Source organism: Pectobacterium fontis (assembly GCF_000803215.1).
GTDB lineage: Bacteria > Pseudomonadota > Gammaproteobacteria > Enterobacterales > Enterobacteriaceae > Pectobacterium > Pectobacterium fontis.
On record NZ_JSXC01000014.1, the window covers coordinates 1 to 19,836 of the forward strand.

Below are 19,836 nucleotides of genomic sequence, written 5' to 3' on the forward strand. Positions count from 1 at the left end.
CACACCGTTGCCGGAACCTCGGGTTCTGATGACTGGCGTGCGCCAGTCGAAGCGTAATCCTGCTGTAGTTAACCCGGGCTTGTCCCGGGTTTTCTGCGTGTACTGCCCTGAGGTCTGATTCTCCCAGACCTGAGTGCAGACAGCACGGTCTTCATCACGGGAAGCGAGGGAACAAACGTGGCAAACAGTACAGGATTACAGTTCACAGTAAAAGTTGGCGCGCTACCTGCCTCGACCTTTGCGGTGGTGGATTTTCAGCTCAGCGAGGCACTGAACCAGCCGTTCGCTCTGTCGCTGAATCTGGCCAGCCCGCTGCCGGGTATCGACTTTGGTGCCGTGCTCGACCAGCCGTGTGAGCTGCTGGTGTGGTACGAAGGCGAACTGAAACGGCGCGTCAGTGGGATTATCAGCGCATTCGCACAGGGCGACACCGGCTTTCGCCGCACCCGCTATCAGGCAGAGGTTCGCCCGGCACTGTGGCGGCTGGGGCTGCGTACCAACGCCCGTATTTTTCAGGCGCAAAAGCCGGAGGCGATTATCGGTACGTTGCTGGAAGAGTCAGGCATTACCGACTACGCCTTTGCATTGCGTCACGACCATGCGCCCCGCGAATACTGCGTACAGTACCGGGAAAGTGATTTGGCGTTTGTCACCCGTCTGGCCGCAGAGGAAGGGCTGTACTTCTTCCATGAGTTTGAAGAAGGCAAGCATCGCGTCGTCTTTGCCGATGATGCCGGGGCGCTCAGCAAAGGCCCGGCGCTGTTCTTCAACCTCGCCACGCAGGGACTGAGTGAAGGCGAGTATGTCAGACGTTTCCGCTACGCCGAAGCCGTCAGCACCGCCGAAGTCGCGCTCAAGGATTACAGCTTCAAAACCCCGGCCTACGGCCTGCTGCACAGCAGGATGAGCGGCGAGCTGGCGAACCAGCGTGAAAGCTATCAGCACTTCGATTACCCCGGACGCTTCAAGCAAGACCCCAGCGGCAAGGCCTTTACCGGCTACCGGCTGGATGCGTTAAGGGCGGGCGCGATGACCGGCTCCGGTGAATCCAATGCCGTGATGCTGATGCCGGGCAGCAGCTTTACCTTAACCGAACATCCCAACCCGACGCTGAACAGTGGCTGGCAACTGGTGGCCATCACCCACAGCGGGCAACAACCGCAGGCGCTGGAAGAAGAAAGCGGCGGTGAGCCGACCACCTACAGCAACAGCTTTGAGGTGATTAGAGCCAAATCGACCTGGCGTGCCGACCTGCCGTACAAACCGATGGTCGATGGCCCGCAAATCGCCACCGTGGTCGGCCCGGCGGGGGAAGAAATCTACTGCGACGAATACGGACGTATCAAACTGCAATTCCCGTGGGACAGGTATGGCTCCAGCGATGACCAAAGCTCCTGCTGGGTGCGAGTCAGTCAGGGCTGGGCAGGCGGTCAGTACGGGCTGATTGCCATCCCGCGTATCGGCCATGAGGTGATTGTCAGCTTCCTCGAAGGCGACCCGGACCAGCCTATCGTGACGGGCAGAACCTTCCACGCCACCAATCCGTCGCCGTATGAGCTACCGTTGCATAAAACACGGATGACCATCAAGAGCAAAACGCACAAAGGGGGCGGATTTAACGAACTGCGTTTTGAAGATGCCGCAGACAACGAAGAAATTTTTATCCATGCACAAAAAGACCAGAATATTCAGGTCAATCATGATGAAACGTTATCTATCGGCAATGATCAGAGAATTGCCGTCGCACGCGATCGCAAAACCAATATTGGTCAGGATGAAGCCAATACGGTTGGCCGTGACCGCAAAGAGCATATCCGCCAGGACGCCTTCGTCACCATTGATCGTAACGAGGTACGCAACATCGGTAATACGCTGAAGGAAGATATTACCGCCAGCCATCTCGTCACGATTGGTGAGCATGAAAAAGTGGTCATTGAAGGCATACAGTCCATTGAGGCCAGAAGTGGTCAGAGATTGCTGACGACCGAATATATCCTGCAAGGCACAGATCGTATTTTAATTCGCGGCCCGGCAGGCAGCATCCTGCTTGATGGCAGCGGTATTACGCTGAATGCGCCGAATATTCAACTAAAAGGGAATGTCAGCATTACGTCCCCCTCTGGCGACCAGATACAGGCCATTGAAGCGGCGATCAATCAAGGAACACCACTGGTCGAAGAGTGCCCCCTTAAAGAGGGCAAAGAATGAGCTTCTATCAACAACTGGAGAAGGCCGGACTTCCTGTTCGCAATAGCCGCACTCACCTCTATGTACTGACGGAAACCCGTGCCGAGCGAAACCTGCTGGCGCGGCTGGAGTTTCACGAGGTGGTCCATTACCCGTTATGGCACCTGGATACACAGGCCGGGCTTGAGCCATACACACCGTGGCTTTGTGTGCCAGAGCCTGACAGCGACTTTGATCTGTGGCTGGGCAAGGCGTTTGAGACGATGCCCATGATTGTGCTATTTGCCCGAATGTCACCGGATGAGGTGCGGCGACATCTGAGGCATTTCAGTAAATTTGTGGAAGGAACACGGCGGTTTATTTTGCGTCTGGGCACCCCGTCAGCCCTGCAACTTTATATTGCTTCCATTGCCCATACGTCTTCCGCCGTATCACGTTTTTTCGCCGATGGTGAAATTGAGGAGATGTATTTCCACGACCCACAGGCATCACTGTCACGGCGCGTACAACCCCTGTTTGAGCAACAGCGCCATGAAGAAGCCGAGTGCGATGGCTGTCTGGTCTGGCTCGATCTTCCCGTTGATCAGGAGGCCAGATGATGCTGAATGCTATCGATCTCGACAGCATGGCGCGTGTTGCCAGAAAGCAGTCGGATATCCGGTTGTCACGCTACCTGTGCGATACACTGGCTCCGCTGTTACCCCGTCTGCCCAGCACACCGCAATGCCTGCCTGCTTTTGTGGACGCCGCCGGTAAAGAAGCGATAGCGGCGGGATATAGCGATGGGCGTCAATACAACACACACGTTACCCTGAGCCTGCTGCTGGGTCTGGGATGGCAGAATGATATCCATCAAGCCACCCTCAATCCGATTCTGACGGCGGCGGGACTCCCTGAACCAACCCGGCTGAATCTGGTTGTTAACACCGCCATTACACTGAGACAGCAGACTGAACGTGTTATGCCGCAGGCGCATCAGATTTTTATCACGTTATTGTCGATCAATCCTGGCGCATTACAGGCACAAAACATCTGGCGAGCCTTTGAGCAATCCGCACTGCTGTACGGTATCAATACGCCTCAGCGGATACAGGCCTTGTTTGAAACCTATGAAGCGGATGCGCTGGGTCAACTGGCGTTGCCTCCCGTCAAGCGCCGGACATATTCAGCTTATGAGCAGCTCGGTATACGCCAAATGACGGGGAATATGCCCCTGCCCAGTGATGACCTACAGCACCTGCAACAGCATCAACTGATTTATCTGGGCTGCCATGTTTTACTGGCACTGAGCTTTGGACGCTTCTTTTACTGCAACCCGTTATTCAGCGGGTTGCATGACGGGTTGCGCCGGGACGCGGAGCCGCGCCAGCTCTGCCATTTCTTGCTGCAATTTTTACAACAACATCAGCGTGTGCTCATGGAGGAGACATCCAATGACAACTAACGCCCTCAGTGCCAGTTTTGAACAACTTTCTCAGGATGCAATGGATGGTAATGTACCCAGCCCGGCATCGATTTGCACCGATTGTGCCGGACTCGGCGTACCGTTCTCGATCAATGGCAGCGCCGGGCCACGGGACGCGGATCAATGGCTGGGTATCCCCTCTTATGATGATGCGGCGACACCAGACTGGTTCATGCAAAACCCCTGGATCACCGATCGTGTCGAAAACTTCCGTAATACCTATCTGCAACGGGTTCTTCACCAACTGGGAGAGCAGCATGGTGATGCTTATCTCGCCGAGCTCCATGCGTTTCAGTCTGCACAGGGGCTTGAGTTCCATTGTCTGGAAGACGACATGGAAACGGAAACCCACGTTACGCCCGCCTTTCTAATAGAAGTGACGCGGGGAGACATAACCGAGCGCCCCACGATCTCTTGTAACCAGACAAACTGTGTCTTTCTGGGGAGCCGTATCTACTTCTGGACATTTACGTCTGCCCGTTATCGAGAAGACCCACTGATGGGCGCGGATGGACAACGCCTTGCTCTGACGCAGTTCGAGTGGACGGTTTCCGGCCTGTTTGACCCGGCGCAGGCCGCACAGGCGTTGGCTCAGCACTATCAGCAGGCTAAAACATTAAACCAACTCTGGACGCGCGTATTAGCCGTCGCACAGATAGGACTTGGCGTCTTGTCGATTATTCCTGTCGTGGGTGTAGCCAGAGGGCTTTTCGGCCTCTACAAAGGGGTACGGTATACCTTTGCGGCTATTGACGCGGCACTGGCCGCCAACGCCATTGCCAACGGCAGCACGACACTGATCACTGGCGAAGGAATAGACCACGGCGAAGCCCTTTTTGAAAGCCTGGGCAAGGCGTTCGATCCACAAGACGGCAAAGAGCGTGGCCGTCAGGTCTTTATGTTCATCAACCTGGCGATGCTTTCCCCTGCGGCGCTGGGCGCGACTCGCTGGGTGCTGCGCAAAATCCGGGGAGATGTCCCCGTCAGCGCCCGTTTCGACACCGATGCCATCAGTGAAGAAGAGCGCCGTCGACTAGGGGGACATACCAGCGGTGAACCGCTGGCGATTGAACTGCGTGGCCGCAGGCCAGCAGGACGTCATGACGAAACCGGTGACATCGAATGGCGAAACAGGCCATCATTAGATACCAATCGCAGCCAGGTTGCCCTGACCACGGCGACAGGGAAAGCAAATTACTTTGTGATGAGTAATACGCTGCGTAGCAATCTGACGTCGTTGATTATCCAGCGTGGTAGTAGCCTGAAAGTAATAGGCCGTGTCTGTAAAGTGGTCGGTGATGCGGGTGAAGAGGCATTTGCCGCTGCCATGGTGGAAAAAATGGGCTTCAACGCTGAACGCATCCTCGGCTACAGTAATAAAGCCGGAGTGCCCAGTCGTTTCGGGCTGACGAACAAGAGCGGCCACGGCCTGGATATGCTGGTCTGGGTGCCGCCGCCGCCGTCGTTGACCGTGCGGGCACCAACAACCAACACCATGCGCCACAGCATGGATGGGGCAAACGGTACTCCCGCCACGACCCAGACGCTAACCTTCAAGAAAGACACGTTGCTGGTGATTGAAACCAAAACGACATTGGGCGGGACTAAGACGCCGGGATTTAATAAGACACAGGGAACAGGGGCTAGCAAGCTCGATGACCTTCAAAAAAAGATAGAGGGAAGAAAACAAGGATGGACTCGAGCTAAAATGCTAGAAGTCGATCCCAATATGCAAGACAAACTTGATGCTATTGAAGATGCATCGGCGTTGGCAAAAATAGAGTTTATCCATGCGCAAATATTTTTTGACTCTAAGGGAGCTTTAAATAAGGTCGTCGGAAATGGGTCTGGAATTCAGCTAAATATATGGTAAGAGATGTGATGAAAACAAATAAAAGCAGCAGGCTCGACAAGGTTTTGGTTGATGTTAAAGAATGGGCGTCAGATGGATTTCCTCCACGAGGGAGACTTGAGGCCTATGTCAATGGGGAGGGGCATCTTCGCCTCGCAACAATTGATTTATTCAAGCATGGGATGGAGAAGGTTAATCAAGGGTTGCTCGCTGCAATAGAAGGGCGATTTGGATATGCTAATACCTACATGACACATGCGTTTACGCGAATGTCTCTAGCTAAAGTGATTGATATTCGAGAAAGGAAGGATTCTGACCAAATAATCGTTGGTGATCTAGACAGTGTAACGCATTTGATGTTTGGATCAATTGCGACTGGTCAGCCCGAGCTGGTGCAGCCATTCCATCAAGCGGTGTTAGATGGCATTGACGGCGGTTATGGTGTTCATGATGGGCACAAGCCTCCGATCAGTTCCACGCTACGCTATGCTGCCTTCGGCCTGACTATTATCGGCGACTGGTTAGGCAAACCGCTGGATCTGGACAAACACGCCTTACCACGCGACCCCGCCTGGGGCCAGTTGGTCGCTCACTGGCGCGAACCCGATCCTGAAAAGTTCTTACCTGTGCTACTCAGTGCCTGTGATACGCATGTCGAGCGCATCGCCGTGACCGAGAGAGAAGCCAATCAGCAAGCTAAACAATTTGAATTTGGTTCCGTATTCCTCGCAGTCCACCCCACAGAGATCCTGGCTATATTGCGTCTGCGCGAAATCATAGGGTTGACAAACCCAGCCCACATTGACCATCCACTGATGCAGACGCCTTATGCCGCGATTACCTGTCTGCCCGGAGAAGTAACAGAGCGCGATGAGTTGCTTGACCGCTTTCTTGAAGTGGTACGCCAGAGAGATCCTCAAGTGCTGCCGTCTGGCCTATAAGAGAGCGAACCGCTACCATGCAAATCCCAACGTGGGAACAATTCTCTGCTGTGTTCGCCGCTTCCGGCGATGAGCAGGCACAGGCTGTGCGAAAGGCATTGCTCCAGCAATACAGCGAATTCGATGACGACTCGGCTGCATCATCAGTAAACAACTACGTGGATGCCTTGATCACAATCTATGGTTATTTTCTGGATTATAAAGAAGGCACGTTCAGTATTGTCGAGTGGCTGGAAGAAAAGCTGGGGGATACCTTCACCGCCGAATTTGATTACGACAACGATACGGTGAAAGTGTACTTTGCCGACAGGGTGACTGTGTTATCTCATCACTCGATGGGAACGGGTGAGTTCGAGCAGGATTTGGCAAAGCTCGAACGACTAATGAAAGATCGATACCACTTCCTCTACCGACGTCCAGGAGAAGGTGTTGTCAATGATACCGAAGAGTGGCTGCTGGTGCCCGCAGAGGACTGGCAGCGGGCTGTACAGCGTTATGGACAGGCGCAGGTGTCAGCCCACTTCAGGCGCTGCGCCAATAGAGAGAGTATATGGGACGAACTTTACCGCTGTAAGACCAGGATATTTTTGTGGCTGGTGCTACCCGTAATAGTCGTTTTCTCTCTCTACGTGGTATGGGGAACGCTCAAAAGCGATACGCCACCACCACAGCCGAAGGGATGTGAGAATGTAGACAGGGCTTACAGCGATCAGTCAGAACAGGTAGCCGCTATCATGAAATACCAGATGCGCAAGAAACTCGGTTGCGACAGTAGATAAAATTGACGGTGCTCTGTACCGAAGGAGAAAGTCTATGTCAGGACGTGGTGCCATTCGCCTGGGGGATGCCCATTCAGGTGGAGGAAAAATGATTGAAGCCAGTGGCTTTCCTGTGAATGGCGTTCCGCAGTGTCTGCTTGGCGATAACGCGGTATGTCCCACCCACAAGGGAACGTTTCCGCTGGTTTCAGGCGGTGATGGTTCTGCGGTTCATAATGGACGCCCCATGATATTTGAGCCTGGGAAACTGGCCTGTGGCTGTAGCGTGTCATCATCATGTGCGGGGAATTACAATCGTAAATAGCCTACTGGTAGCTTTATAACAGTAGCCTTATAAGGCCAGATAATATTTCAGATTTCTCGGGTATATAGGGAATTAGCTGAAAATGGACAGTTTCTATCATTAATCACGGATGTTACACGCCATCTTCGATTGGACAGTGCTAATCAGGTAGACATGCTTCGTTAGCATTTCAAACTGGATGACATCATTTTCAGCTAAGAGGGGGATCGCATCATTGGGGGCTTTGTCATTGACATTTTTAGTCATGGTAATATTACGTACTATCAATCGGTTATCTTCCCAAGTGGAGTCAAAACTGAATGTACGCCGAATCGTCAACGGCACGCCATCCTCTTTGAGGTAAAACCCGTTGACCAAAACCAATGCTCTATTTTTATTATTTAGATAAAAATAGACGTCATATTCCGTTCTGATATGTTGCTCATCTGAATAAAATGTGACTTCTCCCTGACATATCAACGATTTTATGTATAGATTGCTTTTTAAATAAAAAACAATCCCAAGGGAAAATGAAATGGAAAGCACTATAATGGTGAGAAAAATTTTCTTTTTGACTTTAATTATTAACATAAGTTATACATCTCTTCCCATCTTTTCTGCAAGAAATAACAACTTCACTCTTTCTATCTAAAATTTCAGATATAATGATTTTTTTCGACAGGAAGAACAAGATGTTATCTGAACATAAATTATCATAGTCGATTGGAAGAGGGTAACCAACGCTGTCATATAAATAAAACAGATCGCACTTCCCGCTCATTTTTACGTCGACAAGAGGTCGGTACGGGAAGCGATTTCTGTTCCCCAGAGCTAGCAGGATAATCCCCACTATCACCACCCAGATAAGAAGGGACTGGATGTATCGCTGCTTTTTTATGGCAGCAGGAATGACGCGGTGTTCTGTGGGTAATGGATTTTTTTCTTGATCAATGTTACTTTCAACGTCTTGATCTAAGGTTTCTTTCTCTTTTTTTACTTCATCTTTTTCTGGCCGGAGAACGATACTCGTAACGTTAAAAACAATGCCTAATTTAGGAATGGTCACAATAGAATCAGCGAGATCAAATTCGCGTAATACTTTTCTTAGTAGAGAGAGATAGTTGTTGAGATTATTAAAAGAGGGGGAAAGTGCATTTTTTTCCAATGCTTCTTTTAACACAAAATCACGGCTTAGCGTTGCCCCTTGATTCTCTATTAGCAAGGAGAGCAATCGAGAAACTGGGAAACTCAAAGAGGTTGCTTCGTTTTCACGTTCTATCCATGCTAGTGTGCCATCTTCCTCATTAAAAATGACTAAATCATTAATTAAATAAACCATACGGCCTTTTCCACCAAGATTAGAGGCGTTATCGTTTTTATAAGTAGCTTGATAAATAGGCTATTTTTTAATGGAAATATCTACGGAATAATCTGAAAATAGCACCCTATCAAAGCAACCAATATGTTATCTATAAAAGCTAAATCAATTATAGACATAGTTCAAAATATTTTTTCTTTAGCAAGGATAAAAACTTACTAATTTATTGTCAAAGGTTATTTAAGGTTTGTTTAGGATTCATATAAACAAAAAGACATTTCATTTTTTATAAAAAAATTGATGTTCTATACCGGGATGATACAAGTAAAAGAAATGGTAAATAACGCATTGAATTAAAATGATTTATATTTAAACAAGTACCTTGTCCTCTTCAGATGCTTTCGATGATCTGGATTTGTTTAGAATAAAAACCTAAATAAAGTTAAATTTTAAACATATAATCTAAATAAATGTATTACATGTAATATATTTGACTGGTCCTGGGGTGGGAATTATCATTATTTCCGTTATAAGGTAATTGTCATGACTGGTGGCAAGATGAGAAATATGCTCACTATGTGAGATCTGAAAGTCACCAGTCAATCGACAGAGGCCTTTAAAAAAGGAATTGTCCGTTATGTATGAATGCGACAAGTGTTCACTCGTATCTGTCATTTTTAAATAAAGTAATCAACAGAGAGATCATAATATGACGTTATCAAAAATCACCCTGGCATCCCTTATCTCCGTGATATTTTCTGTCGGTGCACATGCCGCAGATTCACATAATGGAACGGTAACATTTAAAGGGAAAATCATCGATACACCTTGCTCCATTTCTCAGGACGATTTGCATCAAACAATTGAGTTTGGCGAAATCAGTAAAACGGTGTTGGAAAACGGCGGCACGTCAGAAATTAAGCCGTTTGATATCACATTAAAAGATTGCAGTCTGGATACCGCGACCAGCGCCAAAATTGTTTTCTCCGGCGGAGTCGCCTCTGGCACGAATAATGAATTGCTGGCATTAAACGGTAGCGCAGCCGGTGCGGGTATTGCCGTAGAACGTATTGGTGAGAAAATTAAGTTTGATGGAGCGACCCCCGCCGTTTCTGCCACGCCATTATCGAACGGAGATAATACTTTCTCCTTCACTTCTTATGTGGAAAAACTGCCAACTCCAGAGAGCGGGGCTGCACCAGCTATTACAACAGGTTCATTCTCCAGCACGGCTAATTTTGTTGTGTCTTATCAGTAAAATTCCGTTGGATGAATAATCTGTTGCGCTAACAACAGGGGATTGACAATTAAATGGGGAGGTTTCCTCCCCTAATCCCTTATTTATTCCACATGTCGCCAGACAGAGTGGATATCTACAATGCTGTATCTGGTAAAAAATATATATTCCTATGGCAACGAAGACGATTATGCTCAAAGAAAAAGTAGAATTTTCGCTGTTTCGCTATGGTGTTTTTATTTTTTCTTTAAGTATATCCTGCCTCAGTGCAACGGAATTTAATATTAATGTTCTGGACGTCGATGAGCGGAGTAAAATTGATCTTAGCCATTTCTCCGATCCCGAATACGTTACGCCTGGAGACTACCTTTTATCAATAAAAGTAAACTCGCGTGAAATACAGCAGCAGGTGATTCACTATCTGCCGGAAGGCCATCACCACGCCCGGTCTACTGCTTGTCTCCCACCTGAACTCGTCGATAAGCTGGCGCTAAAAAAAGAAGCCCGTGACAAGATCGAAGTATGGCATAACGGAGACTGTGTCGATCTGACTCCCATTGCTGGCGTGCAAATCTCCAACCAGATCGGTATGGGGACGTTGAATATTACGATACCTCAGGCATGGCTGATGTACAGCGATCGTAACTGGATTCCGCCAGAGCAATGGGATCATGGCATCGGCGGCGCATTAATCGACTACAATCTGGTGGGAAACGTGCGCCGTGACAACCACGGCAGGGGCACATCACACTATCTCAGCAGTTATGGCACCGCCGGGTTCAATCTGGGAGCCTGGCGCTATCGTGCTGACTATCGTTATTTTCTGCAAAAATCGCGCAACTCGAATCGCGATCGCTTTTCGTGGGATCAGTTTTACGCCTATCGTCCTTTGCCGACACTCTCAGCCGATCTCAATCTGGGTGAAATGTATTTCAGCAGCAATCTGTTCGATAGCTATCGTTTTACCGGCGTGTCATTAGCCAATAACGAGAATATGCTTCCTCCCTCGCTGCGTGGCTACGCGCCCGAAATTCGGGGTGTCGCCAAATCAAACGCGACGGTGACGGTGATGCAAGATGGCCGATTGATCTATGAAACCACGGTACCAGCCGGCCCCTTTGCGATTCAGGATATGAAAAACGGCGTCAGCGGTACGCTGGATGTTCGTGTAACCGAAGAAGATGGCACGGTGACGACGTTCCAGACCGAATCAGCCAACCTGCCTTATCTGACACGACCGGGACACATACAGTATAAGCTCGCCGCCGGTAAGCCCTCGAATACTGACCATCGTCTGCAAGGCCCGGCCTTTTCTGCCGCTGAAGCCTCATGGGGATTATCTAACGCATGGTCGGTATACGGTGGCACTATTTTGTCCGATCGTTATCAGTCCTGGTCGGCGGGTATCGGTAAAAACCTTTACCTGCTGGGGGCGTTGTCTGCTGATGTCACTCAGTCACGCGCCTCGCTCCCCGCGCCATTCTCGTCGCAAATGGGACATGCTTTCTCACTCAACTGGTCTAAATATTTCAATTCGATTGATAGCCAGATCAGTTTCGCGGGTTACCGATTTTCAGAGAAGACATACATGAGCATGGCGCAGTATCTCTATGCACTGAATCTTGATAGCCGTTATCGCAATGAAAAAGAGCGCTATACCATTACGATCTCAAAAAATTTCTCGACGCGGGATGCTTCTCCACTCCTGAATGGGCTATCGACCTACGTCACCTATACGCGCCAAACCTACTGGAATGAAGCTCAGCAGGATCGCTACGGTATTTCGTTGAACAAGTATCTGGATATCGGCTCAGTTAAAGGGATTGCCGCGAATTTATCGGCCTATCGTACTGAGTACAACCGCAAAACCGATGACAGTCTCTACCTGAGCTTTTCTATTCCGCTTGGGGAGAAAGATCGCCTGAGCTACAGCGTGGGCCATTTCAACAACAGCAGTAATCAGGCGGTCACTTACTCCAACAACGCCGACCCGCGTCGGACTTGGAACCTCAGCACTCGACACGACAGTAAAGAGAGCATGTACCTGAGCGGCAATTACACCCATCTGGCACCGATGACGGATGCCACTGTGGGGGTCGCCTGGCAGCAAGATCGCTATACCTATCTGAATGGCTCGCTGCGTGGCGGGATTACCGCAACCCGTCACGGTGCTGCGGCCCATCCGAAAGGCAATCAGGGCGGCACCCGTATCATGGTGGATACGGAACAACCGGGCGTGCCATTCGCAAGCAGCCAGATTCAGACTAATCGCTATGGTCTGGCGGTGATTGCTGGCACCAGCAGTTATTACGATGTATCGACGCGTATTGATGTACAGAAATTACCGCAAAACATCGAAGCCATGACGACGGTGGTGCAGGGCACATTGACCGAAGGCGCGATTGGCTACCGAAAATTTGATGTCGTTAGCGGATCAAAAGTTATGGCACATGTTGTACTGGCCAACGGTGACTATCCTCCGTTTGCCGCGCAGATCAAAAACAAAAAAGGTCGTGATATCGCCATGATCACCAACGGCGGGCAGGCCTACATCTCGGGCGTGTCGCCTGATGAAACGCTATCCGTCATCTGGGAGGGACAACCACAATGTTCTGTCACCTTGCCAGCCACCTTAAATCACCTTGATGCACTGCTGCTTCCTTGTAAGTAAGCGGCGCGAAGAAATAGAAAAGTCTGGAGAGTTAGTTATGAAACACTCATTTTATCAGTCAGCAATAGGATTTCTCATCGGCTGCCTGTTTTTAATGCCCTCGGCCTATAGCGCCCTGAGCCTCGACCGCACACGCGTTATTTTTAACGATGAAGAGCAGTCTGCGACGGTGATGTTGATGAACCAAAACGCGGAGAATCCGTTTCTGGCGCAGTCCTGGCTGACGGACATTCGTCACAATAAAGTGAACACGCCGTTGATGGTGCTGCCGCCGTTACAGCGCATCGAAGCGAAAGGATATAGCCTGATCCGTCTGGTGAAGAGTGAACAAATCAGCCAATTGCCAGCCGATCGCGAATCGCTGTTTTATCTCAACGTGCGGGAAATCCCACCCAAAACGGAAAAACCGAACGTACTACAGATAGCGATTCAATCTGAAATTAAGGTGTTCTTCCGCCCCCGTGGCATAAAGCCTGCCAAAGATGAAATATGGCAGGAAAAACTCATTGTTCGAAAAGCGGGAAACACCTTTCAGGTTGAAAACCCTACACCCTACTACATCACGGTAAGCAGTATCCTGAAGCAGCCGAAAGCGACGCGTGCTAACCCTGCCAGCCTGCTAAAGGGAAGCGCCTTTATGGTCGCGCCACGCTCAACCCTTACCGTCGAAGTCAATGATGGGGCTGTCAATCGCTTCTATCTGTATTACGTGAACGACTACGGCGGCCATATGGAGTTGCCTTTTATCTGCGCACAAAACCTGTGCCAGCCTGTTCCCCAGAAATAAGAGGCAGGGATATCCATTATGTCTTGGTTAATCGCACGTAAAAATCGCTATAGCGTCTTTTCCATCGCACTCTTGTTCGGCTTAACGGCGTTTAACGCCAGCGCGCTGGAGTGCCGACTGGGTAATGTGACCGGAGCGGTCGCCGATTATGAAGATATCGGTACGCTAAAGATCCCGGCGACCTTGCCGGTTGGCAGTCGCCTTTGGACATCAAAATCCTATACCCGTAATCTGGCCTGTTGGGCGTATCAATCCGTACGCCCAGAAGGGGAACTGGCTTATTTCTATCCTAACCCCGAAGGCAAGGTTATTAGTCAGGGCGTTGGAATTGGCATCATCTATAACGGGCAGGATCTTGGCGTGATCACCAATGGCGGTACTACCGCATCCCGTGTATCCACCGGACGGTGGATCGCTCCCGGCCCGGGCGGTTCAGCGCCGCCTGCCATTCCAACGATGCTCAATGTCACGGTACAACTTTACCTCGAAAAAACGGGAAACATCACCGACACCAGCTCGGGAGTGGATTCGCTGAAGGTTTTCCAGATCGACGGTGAAGGCGGCATTAACAATAAGCCCGACAGTAACTATGGCTTAACCCTGTCGGGACTACACGGCATCGAAATCATGCAATGTTCTGCGAACATCAATGTCTCGCCCGATAGCTATGTCGATTTTGGTACGGTCAGAGCCTGGACAGGTTCGGAGGCCAATCCACTGGCGCAAAAGGAATTCTACATTAACGTATCGACTGACGGCGGAGAAGACTGCGGTGAGGGGTTCAATCTGGATATTAACTTCGATGCCTCTTCACGCGGAAATTCACTCGTCGGGATCGACGGTATGAATATGGGAAATGGCGCTACGCTGAAAATCGAAGATACGCTCAGCGGCAATAACGTCGTGTTTAACCAATTCATTGAACTGGTTAACGGGCTGACGGCATCAAGCGGTGTCATTGAGCGGAGTTATACGGCTCGACTCTATGCCGCTGGCCCTGCGGTTACAGGCGATACCGAGAAAAATATTATTCTGCGGTTTAATTATCATTAATCCATGAGCTCGCAACGATGATAAACAATACAGCAATAAAAATCCGACCATACAGCACGCTGCTCGCTTTTACATTCGGCATCCTGATGCTGGCGTCAGGAGTGTCCGTCGCCCGGTTGGTGCCATCCATGAATGACCATGAAATGACGTTTCACGTACTGGTCGTTAACGCTGCCTGTAATGTGAGTGCGGATAGCAAAGCCATTATGGTGGATATGCATGAAGTATCTTCGCGCTATTTAAAAGCCAATCGCTATGGTGAATGGCATGACTTCACGATTAACCTCACCGATTGCAATCTGGATACTTATCAAAACGTCACTGTTCGCTTTTCAGGAAAAGAAGAGCCGCTATTGCTCAACAGACTGGCACTGGATACGCCCTCCAGCGCCAGAGGCATAGCAATCGGCATTTATCATGGCAATAAACTCCTTGGTATCAACAGCAATACGGACAATATTGTGTTGCAAACCGGTGACAACGCCATTCCCTTTTCGGCCCGGATCGAAAAGATACGTGACGACCTGATTCAATCCGGTGATTTCACGGCAACGGCGAATTTCACCCTGAGTTATTTATAAACACTTCGGTTTTTTGTGGCCTACGTAAATAGATTTCGTCAGCGATATCGTTCTGCTGGCGTTATTCCGTTTATTTTTTTTCTGATGCACCTGCTGATTTGATCTTCTCAATGGCGATAATGTTTTCGGACATCGCCTCGTTGAGCACCTGCACTGCGGTGGTGGCATCACGGTTTTTAATCGACATGTAGACTTTAATATGCGCTTCCACGCTCTCAAGGGTGATACCCAGCGCACGGTTAAGCTCTTCAAGGTAGTAGTAATAAATGTCTTTAATCGAGCTCATCACGTTATAAAACACGACATTATGCGATGCTTTCACGATCGCCAGATGAAACGCGTAATCTGCTTCTGAGTACTTCTTGTAGTCGCTCTTGCTGATCAACATATTGTTCAGCGCGTGTTCAAGCTGACGAATATCCTCTTCCGTGGCATGGGTCGCTGCCAGTTCCACGCATTTGAACTCCACCGTCTGACGGAAAATCATCATATCGTGAAATTCCTCGCGGCTCAGGTGCATGATCGGCCGGGGATCATGACTTAGCATTTGTGGCGTGAAATGATCGCTAACGAAGCTACCGCTACCTTGTCGGGTGACGACGATGCCAAGATCGCGAAAGCGCTGAACCGCGCTGCGTATGCTGACACGGCTGACATTAAACGAGGTGGTCAATTCTGCTTCGGAAGGGAGACGACTACCAGGTGCCCAACTGCCATCCAGCAATTTTGCGCTGATTTGATCATAAACTTCATTTACAACATTCTGTTTTTGAATGGATTTTATGCTCAAGCGTGCTGTCCGTGTAAGTGAGAAAACGTCATACAATATATCACTTTAAAAACAAAGCGCCCATGCGGGCGCTTGAGATTAACACGTTTGTATTCTTGCCTGAGTCGTTTCTTTGCTGCTGAAAGTGGTCAGGGAAGCAAGTATCACCGCTATCACCAGCGATCCCCCCATGAAGATGTAGGAGGCACCCGGTCCACCAGTCAAGCCATTGAGATAACCGACAATCCATGACCCCACAAATGATCCCAGCGCACCGAAACTGACAATGAATGCCATGGCTCCAGCCATGACGTTGCGTGGCAGCATATCAGGAATTGCTGCGAAGAATGGCCCGTAAGGCGTATACATTGCTCCGCCCGCAATCATCAGTAACACGTAAGACAGCCAGAAATTAGAGGCGCCAATAGTGAAGGAACTGATAAAGCAGATGGCACCCAGACCTAAAAACAACTGTACGACAATTTTACGATTGAGATATTTATCTGAATACCAGGATGCGGTCAGCATCATTGGCACCGCCAGCAGATAGGGGGCGGCAGATAACCATCCCGTGGCGACGATACCCAGTCCAGAGGCGGATTTCAGAATAGAGGGAAGCCACATGATGAAACCATACATCCCGATATTCCAGAAAAAATGGATAAAGGAAAGAGAAAGCACTTTGCCAGAGCGGAACGCCTCGCTGTAATTCTTTATCTCTTTAATATTGGTTTGCTCGGCGGCCAGTGCAGCCTCGATATCGATTTTTTCCTGAGCGGTTAACCATTTAGCATCCGCCGGGCGGTCAACGAAGACAAACCACCAAATTGCAGCCCAGATGATCGCGGGGACGCCTTCAAGAATAAACATACCGCGCCAGCCGAACGCATCGACGAGGTAGCCTGAAAGCACGGACATCCAGAGAACGGTGATGGGGTTGCCGAGGAAAAGGAATGTGTTGGCCTTAGAGCGTTCTTTCTTGGTAAACCAATGGCTTAGGAATACCAGCATCGCGGGCATAACCACACTTTCCGCCACCCCCAGAAGGAAACGTATTACCGCAAGGACTTTGACATCATGCACCATGCCTGTGGCTGTCGCTAAGATTCCCCAAAGAATCAGGCTCCAAAAAATCAGCTTTTTAGCACTACGTTTTTCTGCATAAATTCCTCCCGGTATCTGAAAGAAAAAATAGCCGAGGAAGAACAGCGCCCCAAGTAAAGAAGAAACGCCCGGTGTAATATTGAGATCTTCCGCCAGCCCAGACGCTGCCCCGAACCCATAGTTCGCACGATCAAGATAGGCAAGACTGTAGGTAATAAATGCCAGGGGAATAAGCTTACGCCAGCGTAATGGGGCTAATTTTTTTTGTATTTGTTGGATCATCATCTCTATTCCAGAATAGGTTTATTGTGAATCCGTTTTTCCGTGGCTGAGGTGTTGTTACAGCACCGCCAGCCAGCCGCCATCGACGTAAATAATCTGGCCGTTAATGTAGTCAGAGGCTTTTGACGAGAGAAAAACCGCCGTGCCGATCAATTCTTCTGGGCGGCCCCAACGCTGTGAGGGGTTACTGCTTTTTACCCAACTGTCGAACTGCTGGTCTTCAATCAGTGCCGTGTTCATATCTGTCAGGATGTAACCGGGGCCGATGGCGTTAGTCTGGATGTTAAACTGCGCCCATTCGGCCGCCATGGAACAGGTCAGCATCTTGATGCCACCTTTTGCCGCCGTGTAGGGCGCGACGGTAGGGCGGGCAGCCTGGCTGGTCAGAGAACCAATATTGATGATTTTTCCCCCTTTGTTACGGGCGATCATCCGTTTTGCTGCCGTACGGGAAACCAGAAAGGCGCTGGTCAGGTTGGTATCAATCACCTTCTGCCAGTTTTCCAGCTCCAGTTCCACCATGGGTTTGCGGTATTGAATACCCGCGTTGTTAATCAAAACATCGATATGGATGTTCTGCGCATCCAGAGAAGCAAATGCTTTTTCAATCGCCGCTTCGTCGGTAACGTCAAAGTTCACCCCATCCGCGTGATAGCCTTTAGCGATCAGCTTATTGACGGACTCTTCCAGCAGCGTGTCACGAATGTCGTTCAGGATGACCTTAGCGCCAGCAGCGGCAAGACCCTCTGCGTAGGCAAATCCAAGGCCGCGCGCGGATCCCGTAACCAATGCCGTTTTCCCGGTTAAATCAAATAATGTATTCATATCTTTCCTCTCTCATTTAATTTGTATGACGACTGTCTTATTTAAGGTTGGGTTTTTGAACTAAATAAAGCAACCAGACAAAAATAAATTTGCAATAGGGATCACAAACAAAGAGTGATAGGTAAAGGGTTAATAAATCAAATTATTGTTTTTATTGATTTAAATTATTTTAAGGAATACTATTTTGATCACGGTCACAAAACTAAGTCTTGACAGTTCCTTCAGGTGTCAATCGTGATATAACAACGTAAATTTGTAGGACAACTTATAAATTACAGGATGTCATCTGACGATATGGCATACCGTTAATGTGCTGAATTGAGGAGTTAAAGTGAGTAATCTGAAGATCACCAACGTAAAAACGATTCTGACGGCCCCCGGTGGCATTGATTTGGCCGTCGTGAAGGTTGAAACCAACGAGCCGGGGCTATATGGCCTGGGTTGTGCAACATTTACCCAACGCATCTTCGCGGTAAAAAGCGCTATTGATGAATACATGGCCCCCTTTCTGATTGGCAAAGATCCCACTCGCATTGAGGATATCTGGCAATCGGGTGCGGTCAGCGGTTACTGGCGTAACGGGCCAATTATGAATAATGCGCTGTCGGGCGTAGACATGGCGCTCTGGGACATCAAAGGTAAGCTGGCGGGCATGCCAGTCTATGATTTACTGGGGGGAAAATGCCGTGATGGCATTCCACTCTATTGCCATACTGATGGTGGTGATGAAGTTGCAGTGGAAGACAATATCCGTGCCAGAATGGAAGAGGGCTACCAGTATGTACGCTGTCAGATGGGCATGTACGGTGGTGCGGGAACTGATGATTTAAAATTGATTGCCACCCAACTGGCACGGGCGAAAAATATCCAGCCTAAGCGCTCCCCCCGCAGCAAAACGCCGGGGATCTATTTTGACCCCGATGCGTACGCGAAAAGTGTGCCGCGGCTGTTTGACCATTTACGCAATAAACTGGGCTTTGGTATTGAATTTATTCACGATGTTCATGAGCGAGTAACCCCGGTAACCGCCATCAATCTGGCGAAAACGCTGGAACAATATCAACTTTTCTACCTTGAGGATCCGGTGGCACCGGAAAACATCGACTGGTTGAAGATGTTGCGCCAGCAGTCTTCCACGCCAATCTCGATGGGGGAACTGTTTGTGAACGTGAATGAATGGAAACCGCTCATCGACAACAAACTGATCGATTACATCCGCTGCCACGTCAGCACGATTGGCGGTATCACCCCGGCGAAGAAACTGGCCGTTTACAGCGAGCTAAATGGCGTGCGTACCGCCTGGCATGGTCCGGGCGATATCTCTCCGGTCGGTGTCTGTGCGAACATGCACCTCGATTTAAGCTCGCCTAATTTCGGCATTCAGGAATATACGCCGATGAATGATGCGCTACGTGATGTCTTCCCCGGTTGCCCGGAGATTGATCAGGGCTATGCCTACGTGAATGACAAGCCTGGTCTCGGCATCGATATTGATGAAGCCAAAGCGGCGAAATACCCGTGTGAAGGCGGCATTCCATCCTGGACAATGGCGCGTACTCCTGACGGCACCGCATCCAGACCGTAGTCCCGCTTGCCTACCGGATAAACACGGTCATGACATCCCAGTTTTTAATACTGGGATGTTTGATGCGTTCCCCCACGCGGATTCGCTACATCCTCCCATCGATACTGTCGGTGGGGG

The 19,836-nt window shown here is 49.6% G+C and carries 18 protein-coding genes; 13 read left to right on the forward strand and 5 right to left on the reverse strand.

The features are described 5' to 3' along the window. The first annotated feature begins 177 nt into the window (after positions 1-177). The 7 genes from OI69_RS04575 to OI69_RS04605 are packed head-to-tail and all read left to right on the forward strand — an operon-like array spanning position 178 to position 7,528. Positions 178-2,208: a type VI secretion system Vgr family protein gene (locus OI69_RS04575; RefSeq protein WP_039346714.1), complete on the forward strand. Its 2,031-nt coding sequence runs from the start codon at positions 178-180 to the stop codon at positions 2,206-2,208. Next, positions 2,205-2,786 carry a DUF4123 domain-containing protein gene (locus tag OI69_RS18800; RefSeq protein WP_052198304.1) on the forward strand — a complete coding sequence of 194 codons (582 nt, stop codon included), beginning with the start codon at positions 2,205-2,207 and terminating at the stop codon, positions 2,784-2,786. The genes OI69_RS04575 and OI69_RS18800 overlap by 4 nt, the downstream gene beginning before the upstream one ends. Next, on the forward strand, positions 2,783-3,631 hold the full coding sequence (locus tag OI69_RS04585; protein ID WP_039346715.1) for a hypothetical protein: 849 nt from the start codon (positions 2,783-2,785) through the stop codon (positions 3,629-3,631). The genes OI69_RS18800 and OI69_RS04585 overlap by 4 nt, the downstream gene beginning before the upstream one ends. Then, positions 3,621-5,525 carry a hypothetical protein gene (locus tag OI69_RS04590; RefSeq protein WP_080752604.1) on the forward strand — a complete coding sequence of 635 codons (1,905 nt, stop codon included), beginning with the start codon at positions 3,621-3,623 and terminating at the stop codon, positions 5,523-5,525. Before OI69_RS04585 ends, OI69_RS04590 begins: the two co-directional genes overlap by 11 nt. A gap of 8 nt (positions 5,526-5,533) precedes the next feature. After that, positions 5,534-6,445 (forward strand): hypothetical protein, encoded by a 912-nt coding sequence (locus tag OI69_RS20100; protein WP_200886899.1) that lies wholly within the window; start codon positions 5,534-5,536, stop codon positions 6,443-6,445. Between the two features lie 17 nt (positions 6,446-6,462). Next, the gene (locus OI69_RS04600; protein WP_039346717.1) at positions 6,463-7,224 is read left to right on the forward strand and encodes a hypothetical protein; all 762 of its coding nucleotides are present in this window, start codon (positions 6,463-6,465) and stop codon (positions 7,222-7,224) included. 34 nt (positions 7,225-7,258) lie between these two features. After that, positions 7,259-7,528, forward strand: coding sequence for a PAAR domain-containing protein (locus tag OI69_RS04605; RefSeq protein ID WP_039346719.1), 270 nt, complete (start codon positions 7,259-7,261; stop codon positions 7,526-7,528). A 99-nt stretch (positions 7,529-7,627) separates the two neighbouring features. On the opposite strand, the gene OI69_RS04610 is transcribed toward OI69_RS04605, so the two are convergent. Next, a complete protein-coding gene (locus OI69_RS04610) occupies positions 7,628-8,098 on the reverse strand; it encodes a hypothetical protein (RefSeq protein ID WP_039346721.1) in 471 nt (156 codons plus the stop codon). Next, on the reverse strand, positions 8,085-8,846 hold the full coding sequence (locus OI69_RS04615) for a winged helix-turn-helix domain-containing protein (RefSeq protein ID WP_039346723.1): 762 nt from the start codon (positions 8,844-8,846) through the stop codon (positions 8,085-8,087). Before OI69_RS04615 ends, OI69_RS04610 begins: the two co-directional genes overlap by 14 nt. A gap of 688 nt (positions 8,847-9,534) precedes the next feature. On the opposite strand from OI69_RS04615, the gene OI69_RS04620 reads away from it, so the two are divergent. The 5 genes from OI69_RS04620 (at position 9,535) to OI69_RS04640 (ending at position 15,154) form a co-directional block, all read left to right on the forward strand. Next, positions 9,535-10,083, forward strand: coding sequence for a fimbrial protein (locus OI69_RS04620; protein ID WP_039346724.1), 549 nt, complete (start codon positions 9,535-9,537; stop codon positions 10,081-10,083). A 169-nt stretch (positions 10,084-10,252) separates the two neighbouring features. After that, positions 10,253-12,733: a fimbria/pilus outer membrane usher protein gene (locus OI69_RS04625; protein WP_235319659.1), complete on the forward strand. Its 2,481-nt coding sequence runs from the start codon at positions 10,253-10,255 to the stop codon at positions 12,731-12,733. 37 nt (positions 12,734-12,770) lie between these two features. Beyond that, positions 12,771-13,520 (forward strand): fimbrial biogenesis chaperone, encoded by a 750-nt coding sequence (locus tag OI69_RS04630; protein ID WP_039346726.1) that lies wholly within the window; start codon positions 12,771-12,773, stop codon positions 13,518-13,520. Positions 13,521-13,538: 18 nt separating this feature from the next. Continuing rightward, the gene (locus OI69_RS04635; RefSeq protein ID WP_039346727.1) at positions 13,539-14,573 is read left to right on the forward strand and encodes a hypothetical protein; all 1,035 of its coding nucleotides are present in this window, start codon (positions 13,539-13,541) and stop codon (positions 14,571-14,573) included. A 17-nt stretch (positions 14,574-14,590) separates the two neighbouring features. Beyond that, the gene (locus tag OI69_RS04640; RefSeq protein WP_039346728.1) at positions 14,591-15,154 is read left to right on the forward strand and encodes a fimbrial protein; all 564 of its coding nucleotides are present in this window, start codon (positions 14,591-14,593) and stop codon (positions 15,152-15,154) included. A 70-nt stretch (positions 15,155-15,224) separates the two neighbouring features. Here OI69_RS04640 and OI69_RS04645 read toward each other — a convergent pair whose 3' ends face one another. From OI69_RS04645 to OI69_RS04655, 3 genes are all read right to left on the reverse strand, one after another. Next, positions 15,225-15,944 (reverse strand): FadR/GntR family transcriptional regulator, encoded by a 720-nt coding sequence (locus tag OI69_RS04645; protein WP_039346729.1) that lies wholly within the window; start codon positions 15,942-15,944, stop codon positions 15,225-15,227. 78 nt (positions 15,945-16,022) lie between these two features. Continuing rightward, positions 16,023-17,309: an MFS transporter gene (locus OI69_RS04650; RefSeq protein WP_080752606.1), complete on the reverse strand. Its 1,287-nt coding sequence runs from the start codon at positions 17,307-17,309 to the stop codon at positions 16,023-16,025. Positions 17,310-17,366: 57 nt separating this feature from the next. Continuing rightward, the gene (locus OI69_RS04655) at positions 17,367-18,134 is read right to left on the reverse strand and encodes an SDR family oxidoreductase (protein WP_039346730.1); all 768 of its coding nucleotides are present in this window, start codon (positions 18,132-18,134) and stop codon (positions 17,367-17,369) included. A gap of 331 nt (positions 18,135-18,465) precedes the next feature. Between OI69_RS04655 and OI69_RS04660 the strand changes: the two genes are divergently transcribed. Next, positions 18,466-19,719: an enolase C-terminal domain-like protein gene (locus tag OI69_RS04660; protein ID WP_039346731.1), complete on the forward strand. Its 1,254-nt coding sequence runs from the start codon at positions 18,466-18,468 to the stop codon at positions 19,717-19,719. Positions 19,720-19,836 lie beyond the last annotated feature (117 nt).